Raw genomic sequence first — 23,918 nt, 5'->3', positions numbered from 1 at the left:
GGCCTGGATCGCCGCCGCCGACGGCAGCCCGGTCTGGGTCAACGCCGCCTGGCTGTCGGCCGTGGGCTGCACGAGCCTGGACGAGGCCGCCGGGCGCGCCGCCAGCTTCGACAAGGGCGCCGACGCCCTGGCCAGCGAGGCCGCCAATCTGGGCCAGGTGCGCACCGCTCAGCGCTGGATCACCTTCGAGGGCCGCCGCCGGGCTCTGGCCATCACCGCCCAGCCCCTGGACGGCGGCGGGGTCGGCGTTTGGACCGAGGACGTCACAGAGCTCGAGGAGATCCGCGAGGCCCTGAAGCGCAATGTCGAGGCCCACGACGAGACCCTGAACCACATCGCCGACGCCGTGGCGATCTTCAGCCAGACCAAGAAGCTGATGTTCCACAACACGGCCTTCGCCGAGATGTGGGGCCTGGAGCCGGCTTGGCTGGCCGAGCGGCCGGCCCACGGCGAGGTGCTCGACCGCCTGCGCCAACGCCGCCGCCTACCCGAGACCGCCGACTACACCAAGTGGAAGGCCGCCGAGCTCGACCGCTATGAGCGGCTGGACTCCACGCCGGACGACCTGTGGAGCCTGCCCGACGGCCGCACCCTGCGCGTGGTGCGCCAGCCCCACCCCATGGGCGGCGTGGTGCTGCTGTTCTCCGACATCACCGGCGAGCTGAAGCTCAAGGCCCAGTACAACGCCCTGATCCAGGTGCAGCAGGCCACCCTGGACAAGCTGAACGACGCCGTCGCCGTGTTCGGCTCCGATGGCCGCCTGCGCCTGCACAACGAGGCCTTTGAGCGGTTCTGGAACGTCACCGGGCCGCAGCTGGAGGTCGCCCACGACTTCGAGGGCGTGGTGGAGCTCTGCGTGCCGCGCCTGCACGACATGGGCTTCTGGCGCGAGCTGAAGGGCCGGGTGGCCGACACCGATCCCCAGGCCCGCGCGCCGATGTCTGGCGAGGTGAAGACCTCGGACAGCCGCATCGTCGTCTATCAGTCGCGGCCCCTGCCGGACGGCGCGACCCTGATCGCCTTCGCCGACGTCACCGACGCTCGCAAGCTGGAGAGCGCTCTGGCCGACCGCTCGGCGGCGCTCGCCGAGGCCGAGCGCCTGAAGCGCGACTTCGTGGGCAATGTCTCCTACGAGCTGCGCACCCCGCTCACCACCATCATCGGCTATTCGGAGCTGCTGGAGCGCTCCGGTGACGGCCTGTCGGAGCGCGGCCGCGGCCACGCCGCCGCCGTGCGCGCCGCCGCCACCCAGCTGGCCCGCTCCATCGACGACGTGCTGGACATGGCCCAGATCGACGCCGACGAGATGGCCCTGGACCTGGAGGACGTCGACGTCGCCGAGCTGCTGACGGAGGCCGCCGACCGCTGGGCCCGCGAGGCCGAGCAGGTCAAGGTCGCCATCAAGCTGGAGCACCCGCAGGACATCGGCCTGATCCGCGGCGACGTGAAGCGCCTGGCCCAGACCCTGGACCACCTGACCGAGAACGCCATCCGCCAGACCCCGCCGGACGGGGTCGTGACCCTGTCGGCCCGCCGGGCCCTGGGCGAGATCCAACTGCAGGTGTCCGACACCGGACGCGGCATCCCCTTCCACGTCCAGGCCCACATCTTCGACCGCTTCATCGGCCGCGAGCGCGGCGGCCCCGGCCTGGGCCTGGCCCTGGTCAAGGCCCTGGTCGAGCTGCACGGCGGCTGGGTGGCCCTGGAAAGCGAACCGGGCGCCGGCGCCACCTTCACCTGCCACCTCCCCGAAGCCGCCCAGGGCGCCGCGGGGCATCCCGAATTCGGGTTCTAGAACTCAATCCACCAACCCCGTGTCATCCCGGAAAGCGCGCAGCGCTTATCCGGGACCCCGACGCGCGGGGGCCGACAGGAGAGATCGGTGTCTATGGGTCCCGGTCCTTCGCTTCGCGAAAACCGGGATGACAGTGAGGGGCGTCAGCCGGCGATCGCCTGCTGCGCCGCCGCCGCTCTCGCCAGCAGATCAAGCCGCAGGGGCTCGGCGGCGCCGGCCGCCAGCAGCAGGCCCACCGCGGCGGTCATCTCCAGCCGGAACCGCGCCTCGTCCCAGTCCTCGGTGATCCAGGCCTCGGCGACCCCGGCGATGGTGCGCAGCAAGATGTTGGTCAAGGGGCCGGCGCGCAGCGCCGCCGAAAGCTCGCCCGCCTCCAGGGCGGCGGCCACCAGGCCCTGCCACAGGGCCAGGCCCTCGACGCCCATGAACTGGCGCACCTCCGGCTCGGCCGCCCCGAAGGCGGCCTGGATCAGGCCCCGGTGAAAGCCCCGGTCGGCCTCGTAGTGGGTCACTACCTCGTCGGTGGCGGCCATCAGGCGCTTGAGCGGCGACATCGGCGGCAGGGCCTCAAGCCGGGCCTCGAAGCCGGCGAACTCGTCGCGCACCACCAGGCGCAGGATCTCGCCCTTGCCGCCGATCAGGTTGTAGGGCGTGGCCGGGCTGACGCCGGCTCTCGCCGCCAGTTCGCGCATCTGGAAGCCCGCGTCCCCCGCCTCGCGGATCAGCGCCTCGGCCGCCTCAATCAGGTTGCGGCGGCGGGCCTCGCGGCGCTCGGGGGACAGGGCCAAGGGGATCAGACTCCTTCGGGAATGTTCTCGTAATAGGGGATCATCGTCTCGCCGCCACCTTCCTTCACCTGGCCAAGCATGGAGACGGTGACCGGGTGGACCACATCCGGGTCGGTCATCACCTCCACCAGGGCCGGACGACCGGCTGCGAAGGCCCGGGCCAGGGCGGCCGGAAGCTCGGCCTCGTCCTCCACCCGCTCGGCGTGACAGCCGAAGCCCGAGGCGATGTCGGCGTAGCGAGTGCCGGCCAGCTTGGAGATGACGTTGTAGTTCTCGCCGAACATCAGCTGCTGGCCGTGGATCGACATGCCCCAGACCTGGTTGTTCAGCACCACGGTGACGATGGGCAGCCGGTGGCGGACCATGGTGTCCAGCTCCTGGATGTGGAAGCCCATGGCCCCGTCGCCGGTGACCTGGACCACGCGGCGCTCCGGATGGGCCAGCTGGGCGCCGATGGCGAAGCCCGGCCCGATGCCGAGACAGCCGAGGTAGCCATGGGTCAGCACCCGGCCCGGCGCATTGGGGGCCGCGGTCATAGCCGCCCAGGAGGCCGCCTCGCCCCCGTCCAGCACATAGACGGCCTCAGGCCCCGCCGCCTCGGCCACCGCCTGGGCGGCGCGATAGGGATGGACGCCGCTCGCCGCGCGGGCGTCAGCGAAGGCGGCCGCGCTCGCCGCCTTGATCCCACAGGCCTGGGCCGCCCAGCCCCGCCAGTCCGGCAGGCGCACCCCGTCCAGGGCCTCGGCCAGGGCCATCAGGGTCTCACGCCCATCGGCGGCGATGGCGAGGTCGACATCCCGCAGGCGGCCGATCTCGCCGGCGTCAGCGCAGACCTGAACCACGCGGGCGGCGTGCGGAACGATGCCGCCGGAGCGCCCCCCCAGCATCAGGCCCAGCCGCGCGCCTAGCAGGATCACCAGGTCCGGCCCCGGCGCTCCCGACATGGCCAGGGCGGCCAGACCGCCAGGCGCGCCGGCGTCCAGGGGATGGCTGGGCGGCAGGACGCCGCCAGCCTGGGGCTTGGTGAAGATCGGAACCCCCAGCCGCTCGCTCAGTCCCGCCAGGGCGGAGGCGACGCCCGGCGTCGCGCCCTCCAGCCCGACGATGATCGCCGGGCGTTCCGCTGTGGCCAGCAGGTCCGCCAGCCGCCGCGCCTCGGCCGGTGACGGCGCGGGCGTGGGCTGGACATGGAGGCCGGCGGCCGGGGTGGCCCGCGCGGACGGCACGCTCATGTGCAGGATGTCGATGGGAACCTCGAGCACCACGGCGCCCTTGCGCCCGCTCATGGCCTTGCGGATCGCCATGGCCGCCAGGTCAGGGATGCGTTCGGTGGCCGGGATCGACAACGCCCACTTGGAGATCGGGCGGGCCATGGCGATCTGGTCGATGCCGCCCTGCAGCGGATTGGTCTCCACCTCGCGCAGGGGCGGGGCGCCGATGATGAACAGGACGGGTGCGCCGTCCAGCTGGGCGTTGGCGATGGCGGCCGTGGCGTTGGCGTAGCCGGGTCCGGCGGTGATCACACAGACCCCCAGCTTGCCGGTGGTGCGGGCATAGGCGTCGGCGGCGTGACCGGCCGCGGCCTCGTGCCGGACATCGACCAGGGCGATGTCGTGGTCGACGCAGCCCTTGAACAGGGCCTCGTGGTGGCCGCCGTGCAGGGCGAAGATCGTCTCCACCCCGGCGGCCTTCAGGGTGCGGGCGAGCAGGTCGCCCCCGGTGACGCGGATGTCGGGCTGGCCCATGGTTTCCTCCGGCGCTTCACCCTTGCCCGGGCGAGGCTTCATAATTAGAACAAGCTATAAATACATAATCAGGCCGCCGGGGCCAGCCCCCTGCGGATGGGAGGACCAGGATGCGATTTTCAGGCAAGACGGCGGTGGTGACGGGCGGGGCGTCGGGCATCGGCCTGGCGGCGGCCCGGCGACTGCACGCCGAGGGGGCGGCGGTGGTCATCGCCGACCTCAATGACGGCCTGGGCGAGGCCGCCGCGCGGGAGCTGGGGGACGGGCGCTGCGTCTACCAGCACACTGACGTCTCGGCCTGGGAAGACATCCAGGCCCTGATGCAGACCGCCAAGGAAGCCTTTGGCGGCCTGGACATCCTGTTCAACAACGCCGGGATCGGCAGCTTCGCGGCCACGCCGGACCTGGCGGTGGAGGATTGGCGCCGGGTGATCGACATCGACCTGACCGCCGTTTTCCTGGGCTGCAAGGCGGCCATTCCGCTGATGCGGGAACGGGGCGGCGGGGCCATCGTCAACACCGCCTCGGCCTCGGGCATGGCGGCGGACTTCAGTTTCGCGGCCTATAACGCCGCCAAGGCCGGGGTGATCAACTACACCCGCGCCGTCGCCATCGACCATGCGCGGGAGAACATCCGCTGCAACGCGGTCTCGCCGGGACCGGTGGACACGCCGATCATCGCCGGGGTGAACCAGATGCCCGGCGTGCGCGAGATCTGGGACGAGCGCGTGCCCATGGGCCGTTTCGCAAGGCCTGAGGAGATCGCCGCGGTGGTGCTGTTTCTGGCCTCCGACGAGGCCTCATACCTGACGGGGGCGAACATCCCCGTGGACGGCGGGCTCACGGCCCATACGGGCCAGCCCAATCTGCCCCGCATGCTGGCCGGGTGATCCGGACATGACAACGCCGGGCCACCGCGATCAGCGGCGCCCGGCGCGGTCGAATTCAGTCCAAGCGCGTTTAGTGCTGGCTTTCCGGCAGGCGGACCACCAGGCCGTCGAGGTCATCGGAGACCTTGATCTGGCAGGACAGGCGGCTGTTGCCTTCGACGTTCTCGGCGAAGTCCAGCATGGACTCTTCCATGGCCGACTTGTCGCCGGTCTTGGCGAGCCAGGCCTCGTCCACATAGACGTGGCAGGTGGCGCAGGCGCAGGCGCCGCCGCAGTCCGCGTCGATGCCGGGCACGTTGTTCTTCACCGCGCCTTCCATCACCGTCAGGCCGGCCTTCACGTCGATGACGTGCTCTTTCCCGTCGTGCTCGATGTAGGTGATCTTGGCCATCTCTCCCCTTCCCGCCGTGACTAAGCGGCGACTTCTTTCATGGAAACCGACGGGTCAGCCAGCTTTTCCTTCGACACCGCTTTGCGGTTGCCGATCAGCTGACGGCCCATCATGAACTCTGGCGGCGAATTGATCGCCTCCACCGACTGCACCTGATCGCCCTTCAAGTGGAAGATGGCGAACTTGCCGCTGGCGGGGTCGCCGCGCAACAGCACCTCGTCCACATCGAAGGCGTAGCCTGCGATCTGGAGCTTGAGATCGTACTGGTCCGACCACTGCCACGGCACCTCGCCGGCGGGCGCCGGACGGCCGGTGATGGCGCTGGCGGCCTGCTTGGCCTGTTCCAGGGCGTTGGGAACGCTCTCCATCCGGAACATGCGGTCATAGATCGGCATCGGCCGGTGGGCCACGTCGCCGATAGCGAAGATTGACGGATCGGAGGTGCGGGCCTCCAGGTTCACCGTCACGCCCCGGGCGCACTCAAGGCCGGCTTCCTTGGCCAATTCCTCGTTCGGCGCGGCGCCCACCCCGATCAGGGCGGCGTCGCAGGCGATCACCCGGCCGTCGGCCAGCTTCACGCCGGTCACGCGGCCATCCTGGCCTTCGAAGCCCACGACGCTGGCGCCCAGCTCGAAGGTGACGCCGTGCTTCTCGTGATAGGCCTGGAAGAAGCTCGACAGGGTCTCGGTGGCGACGCGCGCCAAGAGGCGCGGCTCGCGCTCCAGCACCACGGCCTCGGCGCCCAGCTTGCGGGCCGAGGCCGCGGCCTCAAGCCCGATATAGCCGCCGCCCACGATCGCCAGGCGCTTGCCGGGACCCAGGGCCGCCTTCAGCTTCTCGGCGTCGGCGGCGGTGCGCAGTTCCAGGAGGCCGTCCAGGTCCGCGCCCTCGACGGGCAGCTTGATGGCCCGGGCGCCAGTGGCCAGGATCAGGACGTCATAGGAGACGCTTGAGCCGTCCGACAGGGTGACGGTTTTGTCGCCGCGGTTCAGGGACACCGCCTTCAGGTTCGGGCGGAAGTCGATGTTGTTCTCGGCGTAGAACTCCAGCGGCTTCAGCGCCAGGGAGTCCGCGTCGGCCTCGCCCTTCAGCCAGGCCTTGGACAGGGGCGGGCGCTGATAGGGCGGGATGGGCTCCTCGCCGATCATGGTGATCAGGCCGGTGTGCCCGTATTGGCGCAGCAGGGCGGCCGCCGTGCCGCCAGCGTGCCCTGCCCCGATGATGACCACATGCGCGTCCAACGAGCTCATGTAAGCCCCATGCAGAAAAGTGACGGCGGCGTCAACTTGCTAAACGCAGTTCGGATCGCCGCCGACCCGGACAGACCGCGTCAGACGACGCGGTCGACCAGCATTTTCTTCACCTCGGCGATGGCCTTGGCGGGGTTCAGGCCCTTGGGGCAGACCTGGGCGCAGTTCATGATCGTGTGGCAGCGATAGAGCTTGAAGGGGTCTTCAAGCGCGTCCAAACGGTCGCCGGTGGCCTCGTCGCGGCTGTCGATCAGCCAGCGATAGGCGTGCAGCAGGGCCGCCGGGCCCAGGTACTTGTCGCCGTTCCACCAGTAGCTCGGGCACGAGGTGGTGCAGCAGGCGCACAGGATGCACTCGTAGAGGCCGTCGAGCTTTTCGCGGTCCTCCGGCGACTGCCGCCATTCCTGTTGCGGCTCCGGGGTCGTGGTGTGCAGCCACGGCTCGATGGAGGCGTACTGGGCGTAGAACATGGTCAGGTCGGGGACCAGGTCCTTGACCACCGGCATCGAGGGCAGGGGCGCGATCTGGCAGGACGCGCCCGGCGTCTCGTCGTGGCCGTGAGTGCAGGCCAGCGTATTGCGGCCGCCGATGTTCATGGCGCACGAGCCGCAGACGCCTTCACGGCACGAGCGGCGGAAGGTCAGGGTCGGGTCGATGTTGTTCTTGATGTGCAAGAGCACGTCCAGAACCATCGGGCCGCAGGCCTCGACGTCCACGTCATAGGTGTCCCAACGCGGGTTGCCCGACGCTTCCGGGTCATAGCGATAGACCTTGAAGGTCTTGACCTTCTTGGCCCCGGCCGGCGCGGGCCAGTGCTTGCCCTTCTGGACGCGGGAGTTCTTGGGCAGGGAAAGCTGAACCATGGATTATCCTCTGTTCCCTGAGCCTTAATAGACCCGCGCCTTGGGCGGGAAGGGCGCGACTTCGTTGGTCATGGTGAAGTCGTGCACCGGGCGATAGTCGATGGAGACCTTGCCGCTGGCGTCGTCGATCCAGGCCAGGGTGTGCTTCATCCAGTTCTTGTCGTCGCGATCCGGGAAGTCCTCGTGGGCGTGGGCCCCGCGGCTTTCGGTGCGGTTGTGGGCGCCCACCACCGTCACCTGGGCCTGGACGACCAGGTTCTCGAACTCGAGGGTTTCGACGAGGTCGGTGTTCCAGATCATGCCGCGGTCGGAGACCTTCAGGTCGCCGCGCTTGGCCTGAACGGCTTCGAGGCGCTTCACGCCGCTGGCCAGGGCGTCCGAGGTGCGGAACACCGCGGCGTCTTCCTGCATGGCGCGCTGCATCTCCAGGCGCAGGGCCGCCGTGGGCGTGGAGCCCGAGGCGTTGCGCAGGCGATCGAAGCGGGCCAGGTGGCCGTCGGTCATGGCCGGCTTCAGCTCCGGCTGGGTCGCCCCGGCCTTCAGGATCGAGGCGGCGCGCAGGGCGGCGGAGCGCCCGAACACCACGAGGTCGATCAGGGAGTTGGAGCCCAGGCGGTTGGCGCCGTGCACGCTGACGCAGGCGGCTTCACCCACGGCCATCAGGCCCGGCACCACCTGGTCGGGGTTCTCGCCGACCTTGGTCACCACTTCCGAATAGAAGTTCGTCGGGATGCCGCCCATGTTGTAGTGGACGGTCGGCAGGACCGGGATCGGCTCCTTGGTCACGTCGACGCCGGCGAAGATCTTGGCGCTCTCCGAGATGCCCGGCAGGCGGGCGGCCAGCACCTTGGGATCCAGGTGGTCCAGGTGCAGGAAGATGTGGTCCTTGTTCGGACCCACCCCGCGGCCTTCACGGATCTCGATGGTCATGGCGCGGCTGACCATGTCGCGGGGGGCGAGGTCCTTCACGGTGGGCGCATAGCGCTCCATGAAGCGTTCGCCTTCCGAGTTGGTCAGGTAGCCGCCTTCGCCGCGGGCGCCCTCGGTGATCAGGCAGCCGGCGCCGTAGATGCCGGTCGGGTGGAACTGCACGAACTCCATGTCCTGCAGGGGCAGGCCGGCCCGCAGGGCCATGCCGCCGCCGTCGCCGGTGCAGGTGTGGGCGCTGGTCGCCGAGAAGTAGGCCCGGCCGTAGCCGCCGGTGGCCAGGATCACCATCTGGGCCTGGAACCGGTGCAGGGTGCCGTCATCGAGCTTCCAGGCGGTGACGCCCCGGCAGACGCCTTCGTCCATGATCAGGTCGAGGGCGAAGTACTCGATGAAGAACTCGGTGTCGTGGGCCAGGGACTGGCCGTACATCGTGTGCAGCATGGCGTGACCGGTGCGGTCGGCCGCGGCGCAGGTGCGCTGGATCGAGGCCTCGCCATAGTTCTTGGTCATGCCGCCGAAGGCGCGCTGGTAGATCTTGCCTTCGGGCGTGCGGCTGAAGGGCACGCCCCAGTGCTCGAGCTCGTACACCGCGGCCGGCGCGTTGCGGCACAGGTATTCGATGGCGTCCTGGTCGCCCAGCCAGTCCGACCCCTTGACAGTGTCGTACATGTGCCAGCGCCAGTCATCCTCGCCCATATTGCCCAGGCTGGCCGAGATACCGCCCTGGGCGGCCACGGTGTGCGAGCGGGTCGGGAAGACCTTGGTGATGCAGGCCGTCTTCAGGCCTGCCTGGGCGCAGCCCAGGGCGGCGCGCAGGCCGGAGCCGCCGGCGCCGACGACCACCACATCGAACTTGTGATCGGTGAATTGATACGTCGCCATGGGATCAGAGAGCGCCTCCCAGCGCGACCTTGAGGATGGAGAAGATGGCGAGACCGCCCGCGAGGACGGCGATGAACATGTTGGCCAGCAGCAGAGCCGTCTTGGTCAGCATCTTGTGGATGTAGTCCTCGATGATGACCCGGACGCCGGTGGCCATGTGCCAGAAGGCGACGGCGACCAGCAGGACCAGCAGCACGGCGTTCAGCGGTTGGCCGACCCAGTCGACGGCGACGCCGTAGTCGCCGGCCGCCAGGCGGATCACGCCGAAGACGGCCCACAGGACCAGGGGCACCAGGGCGATGGCGCTGACGCGCTCGGCGACCCAGTGGGTGGCGCCGTGCTTGGCGGAGCCCAGGCCGCGGGCGCGGGAGAGCGGGGTGCGGAATTCAGCGGACATTAGCTCAGCGCTCCGGTCATGGCGGCGATGCCCCAGACCGCGACGGTGGCCGCGATGGCGAAGGCGATGGCCGAGACGGCGGTGAAGTTGGCGGACTTGATGTCCAGGCCGGCGCCGGCGTCCCACATCAGGTGACGCACGCCATTGGCCAGGTGGTAGAAGACCGAGATCGTCAGGCCGAAGAACACCAGCTTGCCGAGCGGCGAGCCGAGGATCGTCATATAGGCCAGGTAGGCGTCCGGCCCCGAGGCGAGCGCCACGCACCAGCCGGCGAGGATGAGCGCGCCGACATAAAGCGCGACCCCCGTTGCCCGGTGGGCGATCGAGGTGAACATGGTGATGTGCCACCGCCAGACCTGAAGGTGCGGCGACAGCGGACGTTGGCGGGGCGCGCCGGAGGCGTCGGTCATGATGGCGTTCCGAATGGAGACGAGGCGGCTCCGCTTTTAAGCCGCGTCCCCGGGGTGTCAACGAAGGGCTTGCAGGCGCCGTTACGGAGACCGCAACGGGCCACACTTCGCCCCAGGCGAAACCTGAGGCCTGGAAAACGCCATGACAATGCGCATTTCCTGTATGGTCCCTTCGCGAGAGACGAAGATGCGCTTCGACCTGACCGATCTGAGGCTGTTCAGCGACGTGGTGGAGGCCGGCTCCATCACCCATGGCGCCGAGCGCAGCCGCCTTGCCCTAGCCGCCGCCTCGGCCCGCATCCGCGGCATGGAGGAGGAGATCGGCTCGGCCCTGCTGGTCCGCAGCCGCGGCGGCGTCACGCCCACCGCCGCCGGCCGCACCCTGGTCAAGCACGCCCGGGCCATGCTGGAACAGGCCGCGCGCCTGCGCGAGGACCTGGACGCTTATACGAAGGGCGTCTCCGGCGAAGTGCGGATCCTGGCCAACACCAACGCTTCCACCGAATTCCTGCCCGAGGCCCTGTCCGGCTTTCTCGCCGAGCACCCCAATGTCCGCATCGACCTGGAGGAGCGGCTCAGCGACGAGATCGTCGGCCTGATCGCCGAAGGGGTGGCCGATATCGGCATCGTCGCCGGCACGGTCGATGTGGGGCCGCTGGAGACCTATCCCTTCCGCTCTGACCGCTTCGTGGTGGTGACGCCGCCCAGCCATCCCCTGGCGGGGCGCGGGCCGGTGGACTTCGCCGAGGTGCTGGCCTTCGACTTCGTGGGCCTGGACCGCTCCAGCGCCCTGCAACGGTTTCTCGCCGCCAAGGCCGCGCGGCTTGGCCGCAGCCTGATCCTGCGGGTGCAGCTGCGCAGCTTCGACGCCGTCTGCCGGCTGGTGGAGGCGGGCGTCGGCGTCGGCGTCGTGCCCCACACCACCGCCCAGCGCGTCGCGGGCACGGTCGGTCTGTCCGTGGTCGAACTGACTGATGACTGGGCGGTTCGGGATCTCACGCTCGTGGTGCGGAACCTCGACGCCCTGCGCCCTTTCGCCCGCGACCTGGTGGAGAGCCTCAGGGCCTCTTAGCGGCTTCCGCAGCGACCACCGCCTCGTAGGCGGCCTGCAGCTTGGCGAAGCCCGAGGTCTTCGGCGCAGGCGCGCCCAGGTGGATGGCCCGCAGCTCGTCCATCAGCTCAGCCCACAGCTTCGGCCCGCCCTCGTCCAGCAGCTGGGCGCGGATCGACAGCTCCGGCGTCACCGGCAGCCAGCGCCGGCCCCAGGCGCCCATCTGGGCCAGGATCGGCAGCAGCTGGATCGCCTCCTCGGTCAGGCTGTAGAGCGCCTTTTGCTTATGGCTGGGATCATCGACCTTGGTCAGCAGGCCCTTGGCGGTCAGGCGCTTCAGCCGATCCGCCAGGATGTTCGACGCGATCCCCTCTTCCGACTGGGTGAGCAGGGTGCGGAAATGCCGACGATTGCCGAACATCATGTCGCGGATGACGATCAGGCTCCAGCGGTCGCCCACCACCTCCAGGGTCAGATTGATCGGACAGCCCGACCGGTGCGTCTCTTCCATCTTGCCGACTCGCCAACAACCAGTTGCAATTTAGGATCAGGCCTGTACGGTCACAACCGGTTGCAAGTCAGGATCGGTTCAGATGTCCCTCACCCTCTACGGCCACCCCTTCTCGTCCTACACCTGGAAGGTCTTGATCCCGCTCTACGAGAACGGGACGCCGTTCACCCTGGCCAATGTCGATCCGTCCAATGCGGGCGCCTATGAGCGGCTGGCGGAGATGTGGCCGGTGGCTCGCTTCCCCCTGCTGGTCGACGGCGACAAGCCGGTGATGGAGAGCTCAGCGATCATCGAGCACCTGCAGAACCGCTATCCCGGCCCGGTCCGCATGATTCCCGCCGATCCTGACGCCGCGGTCGAGGTCCGCATGCTGGACCGCATCTTCGACAACCAAGTCATGGGCCAGATGCAGCGGGTGGTGAACGACGCCCTGCGCCCGCCCGAGCGCCGCGACGCCGTCGAGGTGGCCGAGGCCAAGGCCATGCTGGACAAGATCTATGGCTGGCTGGACCAGTGGCTGGAGGGCCGCGAATGGGCCGCCGCTGGCCAGTTCAGCCTGGCCGACTGCGCCGCCGCCCCCTCGCTGTTCTACGCCGACTGGACCCACGAGATCCCGGCCGCCTTCGCCAACCTGCGCGCCTACCGCGCCCGGTTGCTGGCCCGGCCGTCCATGGCCCGCGCCGTGGACGAGGCCCGACCCTATCGGGCCTACTTCCCCCTGGGCGCGCCCGATCGGGACTAAGGTCCTCATTGAGGCGGGTCGGGCAGACGTCTAGGCTCCGCTGACAGCCGAGACCGGCCATGGGGATCAGATGGCCTTTCTCGGCAACCGCACCGTCAACCTGCTCAATCTGCACTATGGCCTCCACTCGCTGGCCATGGCGCTCGGCGGCGTGTTCTTCGGCGTCTACCTGCTGAAGGCCGGCCTCACCCTGCCCCAGGTCCTGCTGGCCATGGCCGCCATCCTGATGGGCCGCTTCCTGATCCGCCCCCTGGTCCTGCCGCTCGGCAAGCGGATCGGCCTGCGCGGCGTGCTGATCGCTGGCAGCCTGGCCTCGGCGATCCAATACCCCATGCTGGCCATGGTCTCCGGCATGGGGTCGATGCTGGTCGCCACCCTGGCCGTCTCGTCCCTGGGCGAGACTTTGTATTGGACCAGCTATCATGCCTATTTCGCCCAGGCCGGCGACGCCGAGCACCGGGGCAAGCACATCAGCGTCCGCGAGGCCGCCGCCCAGGTCGTGGGCGTCATCGGCCCGGTCGTCGGCGGCTGGGCCCTGGCGACGCTCGGCCCCATGTGGGCCTTCGGCTTCGCTGGCCTCGCCCAGGCCGGCGCCGCCCTGCCTCTGTTCGGCACGCCCAAGGTCGAGGTCCCCGCAACGGCCGAGGGCGGGTTCGCCGCCACCCGGGCCGGCGTCATGTTCTTCGCCGCCGACGGCTTCCTGGCCTCAGGCTTCTACTGGGCCTGGCAGTTCGCCCTGTTCCAGGGCTTAGGCGAGAGCTTCACCGCCTATGGCGGCGCCCTGGCGCTGGCGGCGGTGGCCGGCGCGATCATCGGCCTGTTCCACGGCCACAACATCGATGCGGGCGACGGTCGCCGCGCCGTCCCCATCGCCTTCGCCGCCGTCGCCGGAACAACCCTCATCCGCGCGCTCGCCGCCACGCCCGGCGCCCACCCCGCCATCTTCCTGGCCGCGAACGCCCTGGGCGCTCTGGTGGCCGGGCTCTACACCCCGACCCTCATGACCGCGGTCTACAACCTCTCCCAGGCCGCCCCCTGCCAACTGCGCTTCCATATCGCGTCAGAAGGCGGCTTCGACATCGGCTGCGCCGCGGGCCTTGTCCTGGCCGCAGGCCTGTTGACCTTCGGCGCCCCGATCTCGCTGACGGTGCTGCAAGGCGTGCTGGGCGCGGTGGGGACGGGGCTCTTGATGCGGCGGTACTACGCCCGCGCCTGAACCCACCCCCCAATTGAACGTCATCCTCCGGGCGCCCGAAGGGCGATCCGGGGGACCCATCGGGCGGATCCGGTCCTGACACTCAGCTTGGGTCCCCCGGATCCTTGCTCGCGCAAGGACCGGAGGATGACGCGCGGGGTGGGGAGAACTAACCCTCCGCCAGCCAATCCGCCGACCGCATCTGCTGCAGGCGGCTCGCCGTGCGTTCGAACTCGAACGCCCCGTCGCCTTCCGGATAGAGCTGGATCGGCTCGGCCTCGGCCAGGACGATCAGCTTGGCCTTGGCCTCGTAGAGGGCGTCGATCAGGGTCACGAACCGCCGGGCTTCCTCCCGCCGCGAGGCGTTGAGCTTGGGCAGGTCCTGCAGGAACACGGTGTGGAACCGCTCGGCCAGGGCGATGTAGTCGTTCGGCCCCAGCGCCACGGCGCACAGGCTTGAGAAGCTCGCCCGCACCATGCCGCCGAAGGCGTGGGGCAGGTGGATCTTGCGGCCCAGCACCTCCACCGTCTCGCCGACCTCGGCCTCGTCGCCCAGCATGTCGCGCCAAAGCCCCAGGAAGCTGCGCTCATTGTCAGGATCGTTGGGCGAGAACCAGACGCCGGCGGCCCGCAGCCGGTCCAGGCGGTAGTCATGGACCCCGGCCACGCTGACCACGTCCATGCGGCCCTTTAGCACCTCGATGAATGGGACGAACAGCTGGCGGTTGATGCCGTTCTTGTAGAGGGCGTCCGGAACCCGGTTCGAGGTCGCCACCAGGGTCAGGCCGCGGGCGAACAGGGCCTCGAACAGCCGACCCAGGATCATGGCGTCGGCGATGTCGGTGACCTGGAACTCGTCGAAGCACAGCAGCCGGCTTTCCGCGATCACCACGTCGGCCACCGGCGGGATCGGATCATCGCCCTTGTGCTGGCCGAAGCGGGCCTTGCGCGCCGCGGCGTCGCCCTTGCGCCAGGCGTCAATCAGCCGGTGAATCTCGCCCATGAACACATGGAAATGGACCCGGCGTTTCTTCTCCACCGGCGCGGTCTCGAAGAACAGGTCCATGATCATGGACTTGCCCCGGCCTACCGGCCCCCAGAGATAGACCCCGCGCTGGCTCTCGGGCTTCTTGAAGAAGGCGGTCAGGCCGCCGGGCTTCGCGCCCTCAAGGTCGGCTTCCAACCGGGCGAGCGCCTTCAGGCCCTCGGCCTGGGCCGGGTCGGGACGGATCACACCCGCGGCCAGTCGGGCGTCGTAGGCGGCGAGCAGGGAGGAGGCCATGGCCCCGCCCTACCCTGCCCGGCCCGATTTCTCAATCGGCCAGCGCCGCGCGCCCCTTGCTCCGAAGCGGCCGCGAAGGGCATGTTGCCCCCATGACGTCCGCCCCCGAAGTCCTGTTGCGCCTGCCCGACGAGGCGGCGACTCAAGACCTGGGCGCGGCCCTGGCGTCGCGGCTGCGCGCCGGCGAGGCCATCTGCCTGACCGGCCCGCTGGGCGCCGGAAAGTCGACCCTGGCCCGGGCCTTGGTGCGGGCCCTGACCACCCCGGACGAGGACGTCCCCAGCCCCACCTTCACCCTGGTCCAGTTCTATGACGGGCCGGACTTTCCCCTGGCCCACTTCGACCTCTACCGGCTGACCAGCCCGGACGAGGCCTATGAGATCGGCCTGGACGAGGCGCTGGAGGACGGCGCCGCCCTCATCGAATGGCCGGAACGCCTGGAGGGCCAGCTGCCCGCCGACCGGCTCGACATTGTCATCAGCCCCGACGGAGACGGCCGCGTCGCGCGCCTGACCCCGCACGGCGCCTGGAGGACCCGCGACCTTGAGTTCTGACCGCGACGCCCTGAAGGCCGAGTTCCTGGCCCGCCACGGCCTGGCCGACGCCCGCCGCCAGCCCCTGGCCGGCGACGCCTCCACCCGCGCCTATGAACGGCTCTATCCGGCCGCCGGCGGCAGCCTGATCTTCATGGACCAGCCGCCCAGCGCCGAGACCGCCCCTTGCGATCCCGCCTGGGGTCCGGCCGAGCGGGGCGCCGCCGGCTACAACGCCCTGGCCCGCCTGGCCGCCGGCCGGGTCGAGGCCTTCGTCACCGTCGCCGCCTGGCTTAAGGCCCAAGGCCTGTCTGGCCCGACCGTCATCGCCCACGACGCCGGCGCAGGCCTCGCCGTGCTGGAAGACCTGGGCGACGGCCTGTTCGCGAACCTGATCGCCGACGGTCAGGACGAGGCCCCGCTCTACGACGCCGCTATCGCCGCCCTGGCCCAGCTGCACGCCGCCAGCCCGCCGCCGGTGCTGGAGCACGAGGGCCTGGCCTGGCCCTTCCTCGACTATGACGCCGTGGCCCTGAAGACCGCCGGCGACCTGCTGCCGGAATGGCTGCCGCGCCTGAAGCCGGAGCTGGACTTCACGCCCGAGGCGGTCGCCGCCTGGGACGCCATCTGGGCGCCGATCATCACCCGCGGCGCAGAGGGCGCGAGCGTCTTCTGCCACCGGGACTATCACGCCGAGAACCTGATCTGGCTGCCCGACCGCGACGGCGCGGCCCGGGTCGGCATGCTCGACTTCCAGGACGCCGTGCGCGCCCACCCGGCCTGGGACCTGTCCATGCTGCTGCACGACGCCCGCCGGGATGTGTCGCCGGACCGCGAGGCCGCCGCCCTCGACCGCTACTTCGCCCTGCGCCCCGACTTGGACCGCCAGGCCTTCCTGGCCGACTACCATGCCCTGGGCGCCCTCAATATCAGCCGCATCCTCGGCATCTTCGCCCGGCTGGTGACCCGCGACGGCAAGCCCCGCTATGCGGCCTTCATGCCCAGGCTCTGGGGCTATCTGGACCTGTGCCTGGCCAACCCGTCCCTGGCCGACCTCAAGGCCTGGTTCGACGCCCATGTGCCGGCGGGGTCGCGGGCATGACCCGGATCAAGACCGCCATGGTGCTGGCCGCCGGGATCGGCAGCCGCATGCGGCCCCTGACCAATGACCGGCCCAAGGCCTTGGTCGAGGTCGGCGGTAAGGCCCTGATCGACCATGTGCTGGACCGGCTGGCCGAGGCCGGGATCGAGACCGCCATCGTCAACGTCCACCACTTCGCCGACATGATGGAGGCCCATCTGGCGAAGCGGACCACCGCGCCCAAGGTCATCATTTCCGACGAACGCCCGGCCCTGCTGGACTCCGGCGGCGGCATCAAGGCGGCCCGCCACCTGTTGGGCGAGGACCCGATCCTGGTCGCCAATATCGACAGCCTGTGGGTCGGCGGCGAGACCCCGCCGCTCGAGGCCATGAAGGCCGCCTGGGACGCAGAGGCCATGGACCTGCTGGTCCTGCTGGTGCCGCGCGAGCGGGGGATCGGCCTGGAAGGCCCGCGCGGTTTCCGCATGGACGCGGCCGGCCGCATCACCCACATGGCCGACGACGCCAACCCCGCGCCCCTGGCCAATATCGGCTTCCAGATCATGAAGCCGCAGCTCCTGGACGATCAGCCGGACGGCGCCTTCTCCATCCTGCCCCTGTGGTGGCGGCTGCAGGACGAGGGCCGGATCTTCGGCGTCGTCATGGACGCCTTCTGGCTCCACGTCGGCGACCCCGCCGCGCGGGAGGCCGCCGAAGCCTACCTCCAGTGAGCCCCCTGCTCTCAGGCCCCGCCCCGCGCTGGTTCTCGATTCCGGCGCACCGGCCCTTCGTCCAGGACCTGGCGCGCGGCCTGTTCGATGCGCTCACCCCCCTGGGGCCTGAAGCCCTGTCCCAGGCCGTGGTGCTCACCCCCACCCGCCGGGGCGCCCGCAGCCTGGCCGACGCCTTTGTCGCCGCGGGCGGCGGCCGCGCGGTCCTGCCGCCGCAGATCCGGCCCCTGGGCGACCTGGACGAGGGTGAGCCGCCCTTCGAGCCCGGCGACCTCGCCGTCGACCTGCCCGCGGCCATCGGGTCGCTCCAGCGCCGCTTCGAACTGGTCGCCCTGGTGAAGGCGCACGAGAAGGCGCTGAACCGCGACCTCGACGCCCCCGCGGCCCTTGAGCTGGCCGACGCCCTCGGCGGCTTTCTCGACAGCCTGCAGATCGAGGAGGTTTCCCCCGACAAGGGCCTGGCCGAACTGGTCGAGGCCGACCTCGCCGAGCACTGGAAGGTTTCGCGCGAGTTCCTGGAAATGGCGCTGGACGCCTGGCCCCGTCGGCTGCGTGAGCTGGGCCTGGTCGATGTGAGCCAGCGCCGCGTGGCCCTGCTGCAATCCCTGGCCGACAAGTGGCGGACCGATCCGCCCAAGGGCGTGCTGATCGCCGCCGGCTCCACCGGCACCGCGCCGGCCACCGCCGAGCTCCTGAAGGTCATCGCCGAGGCGCCTCAGGGGGCCGTGGTGCTGCCGGGCCTGGACGAGGCCCTGGCGGACAAGGCCTGGGCCGAGGTCGACGAACAGCATCCGCAGGGCGCCATGAAGCGCCTGCTCACCCGCGCCAGCCTGACCCGCGCCCAGGTGACGCCCTGGCCGGGCTCCAAGCTCTACGACTCCCAGGGCCGCTGGCGTCGGCGGGTGATCAACGAGGCCCTGCGCCCCGCCAAGGCCACCGCCGACTGGCTGGACGCCATCGAGACCCTGCGCGCCGAGGGCAAGGCGGATGGTGTAGATCCCATCGCCGAGGGCCTGGGCGGCCTGTCCCTGGTCACCGCCCGCACCGAGGACGAGGCGGCCGCCGTCGCCGCCCTGCTCCTGCGCGAGGCGCTGGAGGTTCCCGGCCGCACCGCCGCCCTCGTCGCCCCCGAACAGTCCCTGGCCCGCAGGGTGCAGGCCAAGCTGGCCCGCTGGGACGTCTGCGCCGACTCCTCGGCCGGCTATCCCCTGGGCGGCGCCCCGCCCGGCGTGCTGGCCGGCCTGCTCGCCCGCCTGTTGGTCGACCCCTTGGATCCGGTCGCCTTGCTGGCGGTCCTCAAGCATCCCTTCGTTCGCCTTGGCCTGGACCCTGACAGCCTCGCCGTCGACCGCATCGGCCTGGAGGCCAAGGCCCTGCGCGGCGCCCGCCGGCGCAGCTGGGCAGAGCTGGAGGGTCTGTGCGAGCCCCCCGCCCTGGACCTGCTCCAGCGGCTGCAGGCGGCGCTCGCCCCGCTGCTGACCGTGGGCCATGGTCGCCCCGCCGCCACCGCGCGCGCCCTGACCGAAACCCTGGAAGCCCTCTGCGCCCGCCCCGAAGGCGGGACCGGCCCCCTGTGGTCCGGCCATGAGGGCGAATGCCTGGCCCGCCTGCTGGCCGGGCTGATCGAGGAGTCCGACGGCCTGCCGGACACCAGCCCCCGCGCCTTCGCCGAGCTGTTCCAGCGGCTGATGGATGGCGAGACCGTGCGGGCCGGCGGCGCCACCCATCCGCGCCTGCGGATCCTCGGCGCCATCGAGGCCCGCCTGACCCGCGCCGACATCCTGATCGTCGCCGGCCTGGAAGAGGGCGTCTGGCCCAAGGGCGCGCCCATCGATCCGTTCCTGTCCCGGCCCATGCGCGCCAAGATCGGCCTGCCGCCCCCGGAGCGCCGGGTGGGCCTGGCCGCCCACGACTTCGCCCAGGCCGCCTGCGCCCCCGAGGTGGTGCTCCTGCACACAGAGCGCCGCGACGGCGCGCCAGCCATCAAGTCCCGCTGGCTCTGGCGGCTGGAGGCCCTGGCCAAGGACGCCGGCGTCGCCATTCCCGGCCGCCCCGACGTGCTCGCCTGGGCCCGCGCCCTGGACGCCGCCGGCGACTATGCGCCCGCCAAGCGCCCAGCCCCCGTCCCGCCCCTGGAGCACCGCCCGCGCAAGATGGCGGTGACCCGCGTCGAGGCCCTGACCCGCGACCCCTACGCCGTCTGGGCCCGCGACATCCTGAAGCTCTACCCGCTGCAGCGCCCCGACGAGGCCATCGACGCCCGCGCCCGCGGCACCGCGATCCACGCCGCCTTCGAGACCTTCGCCAAGGACCATCCCCGCGAGGTCCCCGACGACGGCGCAGCGATCTTCGAGGCCCTATACCTCGCCGCCCTACGCGCCGAGGGCATGCCCGAGGAGGCCCTGGCCCGCGAGAGCGCGCTCGCCCGCGAGGCCGCTGAATGGGTCATGGACCTGGAGCGGGAGCGTCGCGCCGACGGCCGCACCCTGTTCGTCGAGGTCTATGGCGAGCACACCCTGAAGGTCGGCGATCGCGCCTTCACCGTCACCGCCAAGGCCGACCGCATCGAGCGCGACCCCTCAGGCTTCGGCCATATCCTCGACTACAAGACCGGCGCCGCGCCGTCGAAGAAGCAGGTGGAGACCGGCTTCTCGCCCCAGCTGACCCTCACCGCCGCCATCCTGGCCAAGGGCGGCTTCCGGGCTGTCGGCCCCGCCAGTCCCGGCGACCTGACCTATGTGGAGGTGACCGGCCGCAAGCCCGCCGGTCGCGTCGAGGTCCGCGCCGCCGCCGGACCTGAGAGCGAGGACGCCGCCTTCAAGGCCCTGGAGGGCCTGGCTGAGTTGATCGCCCGCTATGACGACCCGGCCCAGCCCTACCGCTCGCGCACCGCGCCTCAGTTCGTGAAGGCCTATGTCAGCGACTACGACCACCTGGCCCGGGTGTTCGAGTGGCGCGCCTCGGGCGAGGACGGAGAGGGCGAATGAGCGACCCCCAGCGCCTCGCCGCCGATCCCGGCCTGTCGGTCTTCGTCACCGCCAACGCCGGCTCGGGCAAGACCAAGACCCTGATTGACCGGGTCGCCCGCCTGCTGTTGGCCGGCGCCGAGCCCGAGACCATCCTGTGCGTCACCTACACCAAGGCCGCCGCCGCCGAGATGCAGCGGCGCCTGTTCGGCCTCTTGGGCAAATGGTCAGTGCTGGACGATGAGCGGCTCGCCAAGGAGCTGGCCGACCTGGAGGGCGACGGCGTCTATGATACCACCCGGCTGTCCGCCGCCCGCGCCCTGTTCGCCCGCGCTCTGGAGACCCCCGGCGGGCTGAAGATCCAGACCATCCACGCCTTCTGCGAAAAGCTGCTGCGGCGATTCCCGCTGGAGGCCGGGGTCTCGCCGGGGTTCCGGGTGATGGACGACGCCGCGGCCGCCGCCGTGGCCGACGCGGCCCGCAAGGCCGTGGCCCGCCTGGCCCTGGCCGGTCATCCCGGCGTGGCCGACGCCTATGCGCGGTTCTCGGTGGCCCTCGACTTCCGCGCCTTCCACGCCATGTTCGCCGCCTTCGAGACCTCGCGTGGCAAGCTGAAGGCCCACCTGGACGCCACAGGCGGGCTGGAAGGCGCGATCACCCACGCCTGGCGCACCTGCGGCTTCTCCCAGCCGGTCGACCCCGAGAGTCTGCTCACCGAAGCCGCCAACCGCCTCGACGCGAGCCTCCTGCGCGAGGCCGCCGGCGTGCTGGCCGGCGGCTCGGCCACCGACCAGAAGAACGCCGCCAGGCTCGCCGCCCTGGCCGCGGCCCCCAGCTTCGAGGCGGCCTGGGAGGCCCTGTTCACCAAGGCCGGAACCGCCGCCGCCTGGACCGGCAAGGCCGCCGTGCTGAAGGCCCGACCGCACCTGTCCGAGGGCCTGATCGCCGCCCAGGACGCCCTGCTCGCCGCCCGCGAGACCGCCGCCAGCGCCGAGACCGCGACCGACACCGCCTACGCCCTGGTCCTGGCCGCCGCCTACCTGGCCGCCTATGAGATCGAGAAGCAGGCCGTGGGCGGCCTCGACTTCGCCGACCTCATCGAGAAGACCCGCGAGCTCACCGCCGATGCGCCCCAGGCCGCCTGGGTGCTCTACAAGCTCGACGGCGGCGTCGCCCACATGCTGGTGGACGAGGCCCAGGACACCGCCCCCGACCAGTGGGCCATCGTCCGCGCCCTGGCCGGGGAGTTCTTCTCGGGCGAGGGCATGCCCACCAAGGGCGGCCTGACCCGCAACATGTTCGTGGTCGGCGACGAGAAGCAGTCGATCTACTCCTTCCAGGGCGCCGCGCCGGAAATCCTGATCCAGGAGTTCGAGCACCACCGCGTCCGCGCCGAGGGCGCCGGTCAGCGCTTCGAGCGGGTGGACCTGTTGGCCTCCTGGCGCTCGACGCCCGAAGTGCTCAGCTTTGTGGACGCCGCCTTCGCCGCGCCGGAGCGGGCCGCCGCCATCCTGCCCCGCACGGCCGGCGCGGAGCCCGAGCCCATCCGCCACGAGGCCAAGCGCACCGACCAGGGCTGCATCGACCTCTGGCCCCTGGAGGTGGAGGCCCCCAGCGACGAGCGCACCGCCTGGGACGCGCCCCTCGACGAAGCCAGCGAGGTCTCCGCCAACCGCCGCCTGGCCGAGCGGATCGCCGGCGAGATCGCCGCCCTCATCGCCCGCGGCGACGCCGTGCTCGACAAGGAGACCGGCAAGCCGCGCGCCGCCACGGCCGGTGACGTGCTGATCCTGGTCCGCCGTCGCGGCGCCCTGTTCGAGGAGATCCTGCGGGCTCTGAAGCACAACAAGATCCCTGTGGCCGGCGCCGACCGCCTGGCCCTGTCCGAGCACATCCTGTTCGACGACCTGCTGGCGCTCGCCCGCTTCGTCCAGTTCCCCAATGACGACCTGACCCTGGCGGCCCTGCTCAAGAGCCCGTTCTGCGACCTCGACGACGACAGCCTCTACGCCCTGGCCCACGGCCGGGACCGCGAGCCCCTGTGGAGCCGGCTGGCCGCCCGCGCCGGGGAACGGGCGGAATGGCGGGACGCGCTCACCTTCCTGCAACTCGCCCTGGACGAGGCGCGCCGCCGGCCCTTCGAGTTCTACTCCCACCTGCTGGGCGCCCACGACACCAAGGGGTCCAGCCAGAAGGCCCGCCTGCTGCGCCGCCTGGGGGCGGAGGCCGAGGACGCCCTGGACGAGTTCCTGGCCCAGACCCTGGCCGCCGAGGCCCGCGGGGTCCAGGACCTCGAAAGCCTGGCCGCCGCCCTGGTCAGCCTGGACATCACCGTCAAGCGCGAGCTCGAGGCCGGCCGCGACGAGGTGCGGGTGATGACCGCCCACGGCTCCAAGGGGCTCGAGGCGCCCATCGTCTTCCTGCCCGAGACCACCCTGATGCGTGGGGCCCGCGGCTCGCCCCTGGTGGAGACGGAGCACGGCGGGTTCCTGTGGGCGCGGTCCTCCACCGCCTGCGGCCCGGCCGCCGCGGCCGCCTGGGGCCGGCGTCAGCAGAAGGAGGACGAGGAGTCCCTGCGCCTGCTCTATGTGGCCCTGACCCGCGCCCGCGACCGGCTGGTGCTGTGCGGCCGCATCAACGCCCGCACCAAGCCGGAGAACCTGCAGGGCTGGTGGCGGGCCCTGAACGACGCCTTCGCCGACCCCGCCATCGCCCCCAATGTCCGCCTGGTGAACCAGGCCGGCTTTGAGTTCCAGCGCTACGGGCCGGACCCGGCCCGCACCTTGCGGCTGATCGAGGGCGGCGTCGCCGAGACCGCCCCGCCCGTCTGGAGCCGCGAAGCCGCCCGCCCCGACGCCTTCGCCCGCTACGCCTCGCCCTCCGACCTGGGGGAAGGCGCCGTCGCCCCCACCGCCTCGCCCCTGGCCCGCACCCGCGGTCTCGGCCGCTTCCGGCGCGGCGAGCTGATCCACCGGCTGCTGCAGGTGCTGCCCGACCTGGCGCCCGAGGTCCGCGAGGCCTCGGCCCGTCGCATGCTGGCCCGCGAGCCGGATCTCACCACCGACCAGGCCGCTGAGATGATCGAGGCCGCCTTTGGGGTGCTGAACGACGCCCAGTTCGCCGAGGTGTTCGGCCCAGGCTCCCGGCCCGAGGTCGCCATCGCCGGCGGGGCGAGCCGCCTGCCGCCCGGCCTGTCGATCTCCGGCCGGCTCGACCGGCTGGTGGTGCTGCCCGACCGGGTGCTGGTGGCGGATTTCAAGACCAACCGGCCCTCGCCGAACAGCATCCACGACGCCGACCCCGCCTATCTGCGCCAGATGGCGCTCTATGCGGCGGTGCTGGCCGAGGTCTTCCCCGACCGACCGGTCGAGGCGGCCCTGGTCTGGACCGACGGGCCGAAGCTGATGCCGATCCCAGAATTACTCCTGGCGCAATCCCTTGCCAGCCTCGCCAAGTCCGGTTGATAGGATGATCAAGCCCGCCCA

At 71.0% G+C, this 23,918-nt stretch carries 20 protein-coding genes; 10 read left to right on the top strand and 10 right to left on the bottom strand.

The window, feature by feature from the left end; all coding sequences use genetic code 11:
• The coding region (gene divL, locus ACFQ27_RS15285) for a cell cycle protein kinase DivL (protein ID WP_377354190.1) at positions 1–1,795 on the top strand (1,795 nt) is incomplete at its 5' end.
• A 143-nt stretch (positions 1,796–1,938) separates the two neighbouring features.
• Here divL and ACFQ27_RS15280 read toward each other — a convergent pair.
• Positions 1,939–2,583: a TetR/AcrR family transcriptional regulator gene (locus ACFQ27_RS15280; RefSeq protein WP_374345896.1), complete on the bottom strand. Its 645-nt coding sequence runs from the start codon at positions 2,581–2,583 to the stop codon at positions 1,939–1,941.
• Between the two features lie 5 nt (positions 2,584–2,588).
• Positions 2,589–4,328 carry a thiamine pyrophosphate-binding protein gene (locus ACFQ27_RS15275; protein WP_377354189.1) on the bottom strand — a complete coding sequence of 580 codons (1,740 nt, stop codon included), beginning with the start codon at positions 4,326–4,328 and terminating at the stop codon, positions 2,589–2,591.
• 110 nt (positions 4,329–4,438) lie between these two features.
• Here ACFQ27_RS15275 and ACFQ27_RS15270 point away from each other — a divergent pair, with 110 nt between their 5' ends.
• A complete protein-coding gene (locus tag ACFQ27_RS15270) occupies positions 4,439–5,218 on the top strand; it encodes an SDR family NAD(P)-dependent oxidoreductase (protein WP_377354188.1) in 780 nt (259 codons plus the stop codon).
• Positions 5,219–5,288: 70 nt separating this feature from the next.
• On the opposite strand, the gene ACFQ27_RS15265 is transcribed toward ACFQ27_RS15270, so the two are convergent.
• The 6 genes from ACFQ27_RS15265 to sdhC all read right to left on the bottom strand — a co-directional run bounded on the left by ACFQ27_RS15265 (position 5,289) and on the right by sdhC (position 10,341).
• Positions 5,289–5,609 carry a 2Fe-2S iron-sulfur cluster-binding protein gene (locus ACFQ27_RS15265; RefSeq protein ID WP_374345892.1) on the bottom strand — a complete coding sequence of 107 codons (321 nt, stop codon included), beginning with the start codon at positions 5,607–5,609 and terminating at the stop codon, positions 5,289–5,291.
• A 20-nt stretch (positions 5,610–5,629) separates the two neighbouring features.
• Positions 5,630–6,859, bottom strand: coding sequence for an NAD(P)/FAD-dependent oxidoreductase (locus tag ACFQ27_RS15260; RefSeq protein WP_377354187.1), 1,230 nt, complete (start codon positions 6,857–6,859; stop codon positions 5,630–5,632).
• An 80-nt stretch (positions 6,860–6,939) separates the two neighbouring features.
• Complete coding sequence (locus tag ACFQ27_RS15255) at positions 6,940–7,722, bottom strand: succinate dehydrogenase iron-sulfur subunit (RefSeq protein WP_374345890.1); 783 nt, start codon at positions 7,720–7,722, stop codon at positions 6,940–6,942.
• A gap of 24 nt (positions 7,723–7,746) precedes the next feature.
• Positions 7,747–9,534: a succinate dehydrogenase flavoprotein subunit gene (gene sdhA, locus ACFQ27_RS15250; RefSeq protein ID WP_377354186.1), complete on the bottom strand. Its 1,788-nt coding sequence runs from the start codon at positions 9,532–9,534 to the stop codon at positions 7,747–7,749.
• 4 nt (positions 9,535–9,538) lie between these two features.
• Positions 9,539–9,931, bottom strand: coding sequence for a succinate dehydrogenase, hydrophobic membrane anchor protein (gene sdhD, locus ACFQ27_RS15245; protein ID WP_374345888.1), 393 nt, complete (start codon positions 9,929–9,931; stop codon positions 9,539–9,541).
• Positions 9,931–10,341 (bottom strand): succinate dehydrogenase, cytochrome b556 subunit, encoded by a 411-nt coding sequence (gene sdhC / locus ACFQ27_RS15240; RefSeq protein ID WP_374345886.1) that lies wholly within the window; start codon positions 10,339–10,341, stop codon positions 9,931–9,933. Before sdhC ends, sdhD begins: the two co-directional genes overlap by 1 nt.
• A 187-nt stretch (positions 10,342–10,528) precedes the next feature.
• Here sdhC and ACFQ27_RS15235 point away from each other — a divergent pair, with 187 nt between their 5' ends.
• Complete coding sequence (locus ACFQ27_RS15235; RefSeq protein WP_374345885.1) at positions 10,529–11,413, top strand: LysR family transcriptional regulator; 885 nt, start codon at positions 10,529–10,531, stop codon at positions 11,411–11,413.
• Here ACFQ27_RS15235 and ACFQ27_RS15230 read toward each other — a convergent pair.
• Entirely contained in the window at positions 11,400–11,903 is a 504-nt protein-coding gene (locus tag ACFQ27_RS15230; protein ID WP_374345884.1) for a winged helix-turn-helix transcriptional regulator, read from the bottom strand. The genes ACFQ27_RS15235 and ACFQ27_RS15230 overlap by 14 nt on opposite strands.
• An 82-nt stretch (positions 11,904–11,985) precedes the next feature.
• Between ACFQ27_RS15230 and ACFQ27_RS15225 the strand changes: the two genes are divergently transcribed.
• Positions 11,986–12,645, top strand: a complete 660-nt coding sequence (locus tag ACFQ27_RS15225) for a glutathione S-transferase family protein (RefSeq protein ID WP_374345883.1) — start codon at positions 11,986–11,988, stop codon at positions 12,643–12,645.
• A gap of 70 nt (positions 12,646–12,715) precedes the next feature.
• Positions 12,716–13,861: an MFS transporter gene (locus ACFQ27_RS15220; protein WP_377354185.1), complete on the top strand. Its 1,146-nt coding sequence runs from the start codon at positions 12,716–12,718 to the stop codon at positions 13,859–13,861.
• Between the two features lie 148 nt (positions 13,862–14,009).
• Here the strand turns inward: ACFQ27_RS15220 and zapE are convergent, their stop codons facing one another.
• Positions 14,010–15,122, bottom strand: a complete 1,113-nt coding sequence (gene zapE, locus ACFQ27_RS15215) for a cell division protein ZapE (RefSeq protein ID WP_377354183.1) — start codon at positions 15,120–15,122, stop codon at positions 14,010–14,012.
• Between the two features lie 92 nt (positions 15,123–15,214).
• Here zapE and tsaE point away from each other — a divergent pair, with 92 nt between their 5' ends.
• The 5 genes from tsaE to addA are packed head-to-tail and all read left to right on the top strand — an operon-like array spanning position 15,215 to position 23,897.
• Complete coding sequence (gene tsaE / locus ACFQ27_RS15210) at positions 15,215–15,676, top strand: tRNA (adenosine(37)-N6)-threonylcarbamoyltransferase complex ATPase subunit type 1 TsaE (RefSeq protein WP_377354182.1); 462 nt, start codon at positions 15,215–15,217, stop codon at positions 15,674–15,676.
• The gene (amgK, locus tag ACFQ27_RS15205; protein ID WP_377354181.1) at positions 15,666–16,757 is read left to right on the top strand and encodes an N-acetylmuramate/N-acetylglucosamine kinase AmgK; all 1,092 of its coding nucleotides are present in this window, start codon (positions 15,666–15,668) and stop codon (positions 16,755–16,757) included. The genes tsaE and amgK overlap by 11 nt, the downstream gene beginning before the upstream one ends.
• The gene (locus tag ACFQ27_RS15200) at positions 16,754–17,467 is read left to right on the top strand and encodes a nucleotidyltransferase family protein (protein ID WP_377354180.1); all 714 of its coding nucleotides are present in this window, start codon (positions 16,754–16,756) and stop codon (positions 17,465–17,467) included. Before amgK ends, ACFQ27_RS15200 begins: the two co-directional genes overlap by 4 nt.
• On the top strand, positions 17,464–20,454 hold the full coding sequence (gene addB, locus ACFQ27_RS15195) for a double-strand break repair protein AddB (protein ID WP_377354179.1): 2,991 nt from the start codon (positions 17,464–17,466) through the stop codon (positions 20,452–20,454). The genes ACFQ27_RS15200 and addB overlap by 4 nt, the downstream gene beginning before the upstream one ends.
• Entirely contained in the window at positions 20,451–23,897 is a 3,447-nt protein-coding gene (gene addA, locus ACFQ27_RS15190; RefSeq protein ID WP_377354178.1) for a double-strand break repair helicase AddA, read from the top strand. Before addB ends, addA begins: the two co-directional genes overlap by 4 nt.
• Positions 23,898–23,918 lie beyond the last annotated feature (21 nt).

The organism is Phenylobacterium conjunctum (assembly GCF_042679085.1).
In the GTDB taxonomy this organism is placed as follows: Bacteria; Pseudomonadota; Alphaproteobacteria; order Caulobacterales; family Caulobacteraceae; genus Phenylobacterium; species Phenylobacterium conjunctum.
The sequence above is the reverse complement of the archived record's forward strand: the minus strand, read 5'-3'. Positions and strand labels throughout refer to the sequence as shown.

Excerpts from the sequence above, each read along its gene's own strand:
- ACFQ27_RS15275 (WP_377354189.1), bottom strand. The coding sequence starts at position 4,328 with ATGGGCCAGCCCGACATCCGCGTCACCGGGGGCGACCTGCTCGCCCGC.
- ACFQ27_RS15270 (WP_377354188.1), top strand. The coding sequence starts at position 4,439 with ATGCGATTTTCAGGCAAGACGGCGGTGGTGACGGGCGGGGCGTCGGGC.
- ACFQ27_RS15265 (WP_374345892.1), bottom strand. The coding sequence starts at position 5,609 with ATGGCCAAGATCACCTACATCGAGCACGACGGGAAAGAGCACGTCATC.
- ACFQ27_RS15260 (WP_377354187.1), bottom strand. The coding sequence starts at position 6,859 with ATGAGCTCGTTGGACGCGCATGTGGTCATCATCGGGGCAGGGCACGCT.
- ACFQ27_RS15255 (WP_374345890.1), bottom strand. The coding sequence starts at position 7,722 with ATGGTTCAGCTTTCCCTGCCCAAGAACTCCCGCGTCCAGAAGGGCAAG.
- sdhA (WP_377354186.1), bottom strand. The coding sequence starts at position 9,534 with ATGGCGACGTATCAATTCACCGATCACAAGTTCGATGTGGTGGTCGTC.
- sdhD (WP_374345888.1), bottom strand. The coding sequence starts at position 9,931 with ATGTCCGCTGAATTCCGCACCCCGCTCTCCCGCGCCCGCGGCCTGGGC.
- sdhC (WP_374345886.1), bottom strand. The coding sequence starts at position 10,341 with ATGACCGACGCCTCCGGCGCGCCCCGCCAACGTCCGCTGTCGCCGCAC.
- ACFQ27_RS15235 (WP_374345885.1), top strand. The coding sequence starts at position 10,529 with ATGCGCTTCGACCTGACCGATCTGAGGCTGTTCAGCGACGTGGTGGAG.
- ACFQ27_RS15230 (WP_374345884.1), bottom strand. The coding sequence starts at position 11,903 with ATGGAAGAGACGCACCGGTCGGGCTGTCCGATCAATCTGACCCTGGAG.
- ACFQ27_RS15225 (WP_374345883.1), top strand. The coding sequence starts at position 11,986 with ATGTCCCTCACCCTCTACGGCCACCCCTTCTCGTCCTACACCTGGAAG.
- ACFQ27_RS15220 (WP_377354185.1), top strand. The coding sequence starts at position 12,716 with ATGGCCTTTCTCGGCAACCGCACCGTCAACCTGCTCAATCTGCACTAT.
- zapE (WP_377354183.1), bottom strand. The coding sequence starts at position 15,122 with ATGGCCTCCTCCCTGCTCGCCGCCTACGACGCCCGACTGGCCGCGGGT.
- tsaE (WP_377354182.1), top strand. The coding sequence starts at position 15,215 with ATGACGTCCGCCCCCGAAGTCCTGTTGCGCCTGCCCGACGAGGCGGCG.
- ACFQ27_RS15200 (WP_377354180.1), top strand. The coding sequence starts at position 16,754 with ATGACCCGGATCAAGACCGCCATGGTGCTGGCCGCCGGGATCGGCAGC.
- addA (WP_377354178.1), top strand. The coding sequence starts at position 20,451 with ATGAGCGACCCCCAGCGCCTCGCCGCCGATCCCGGCCTGTCGGTCTTC.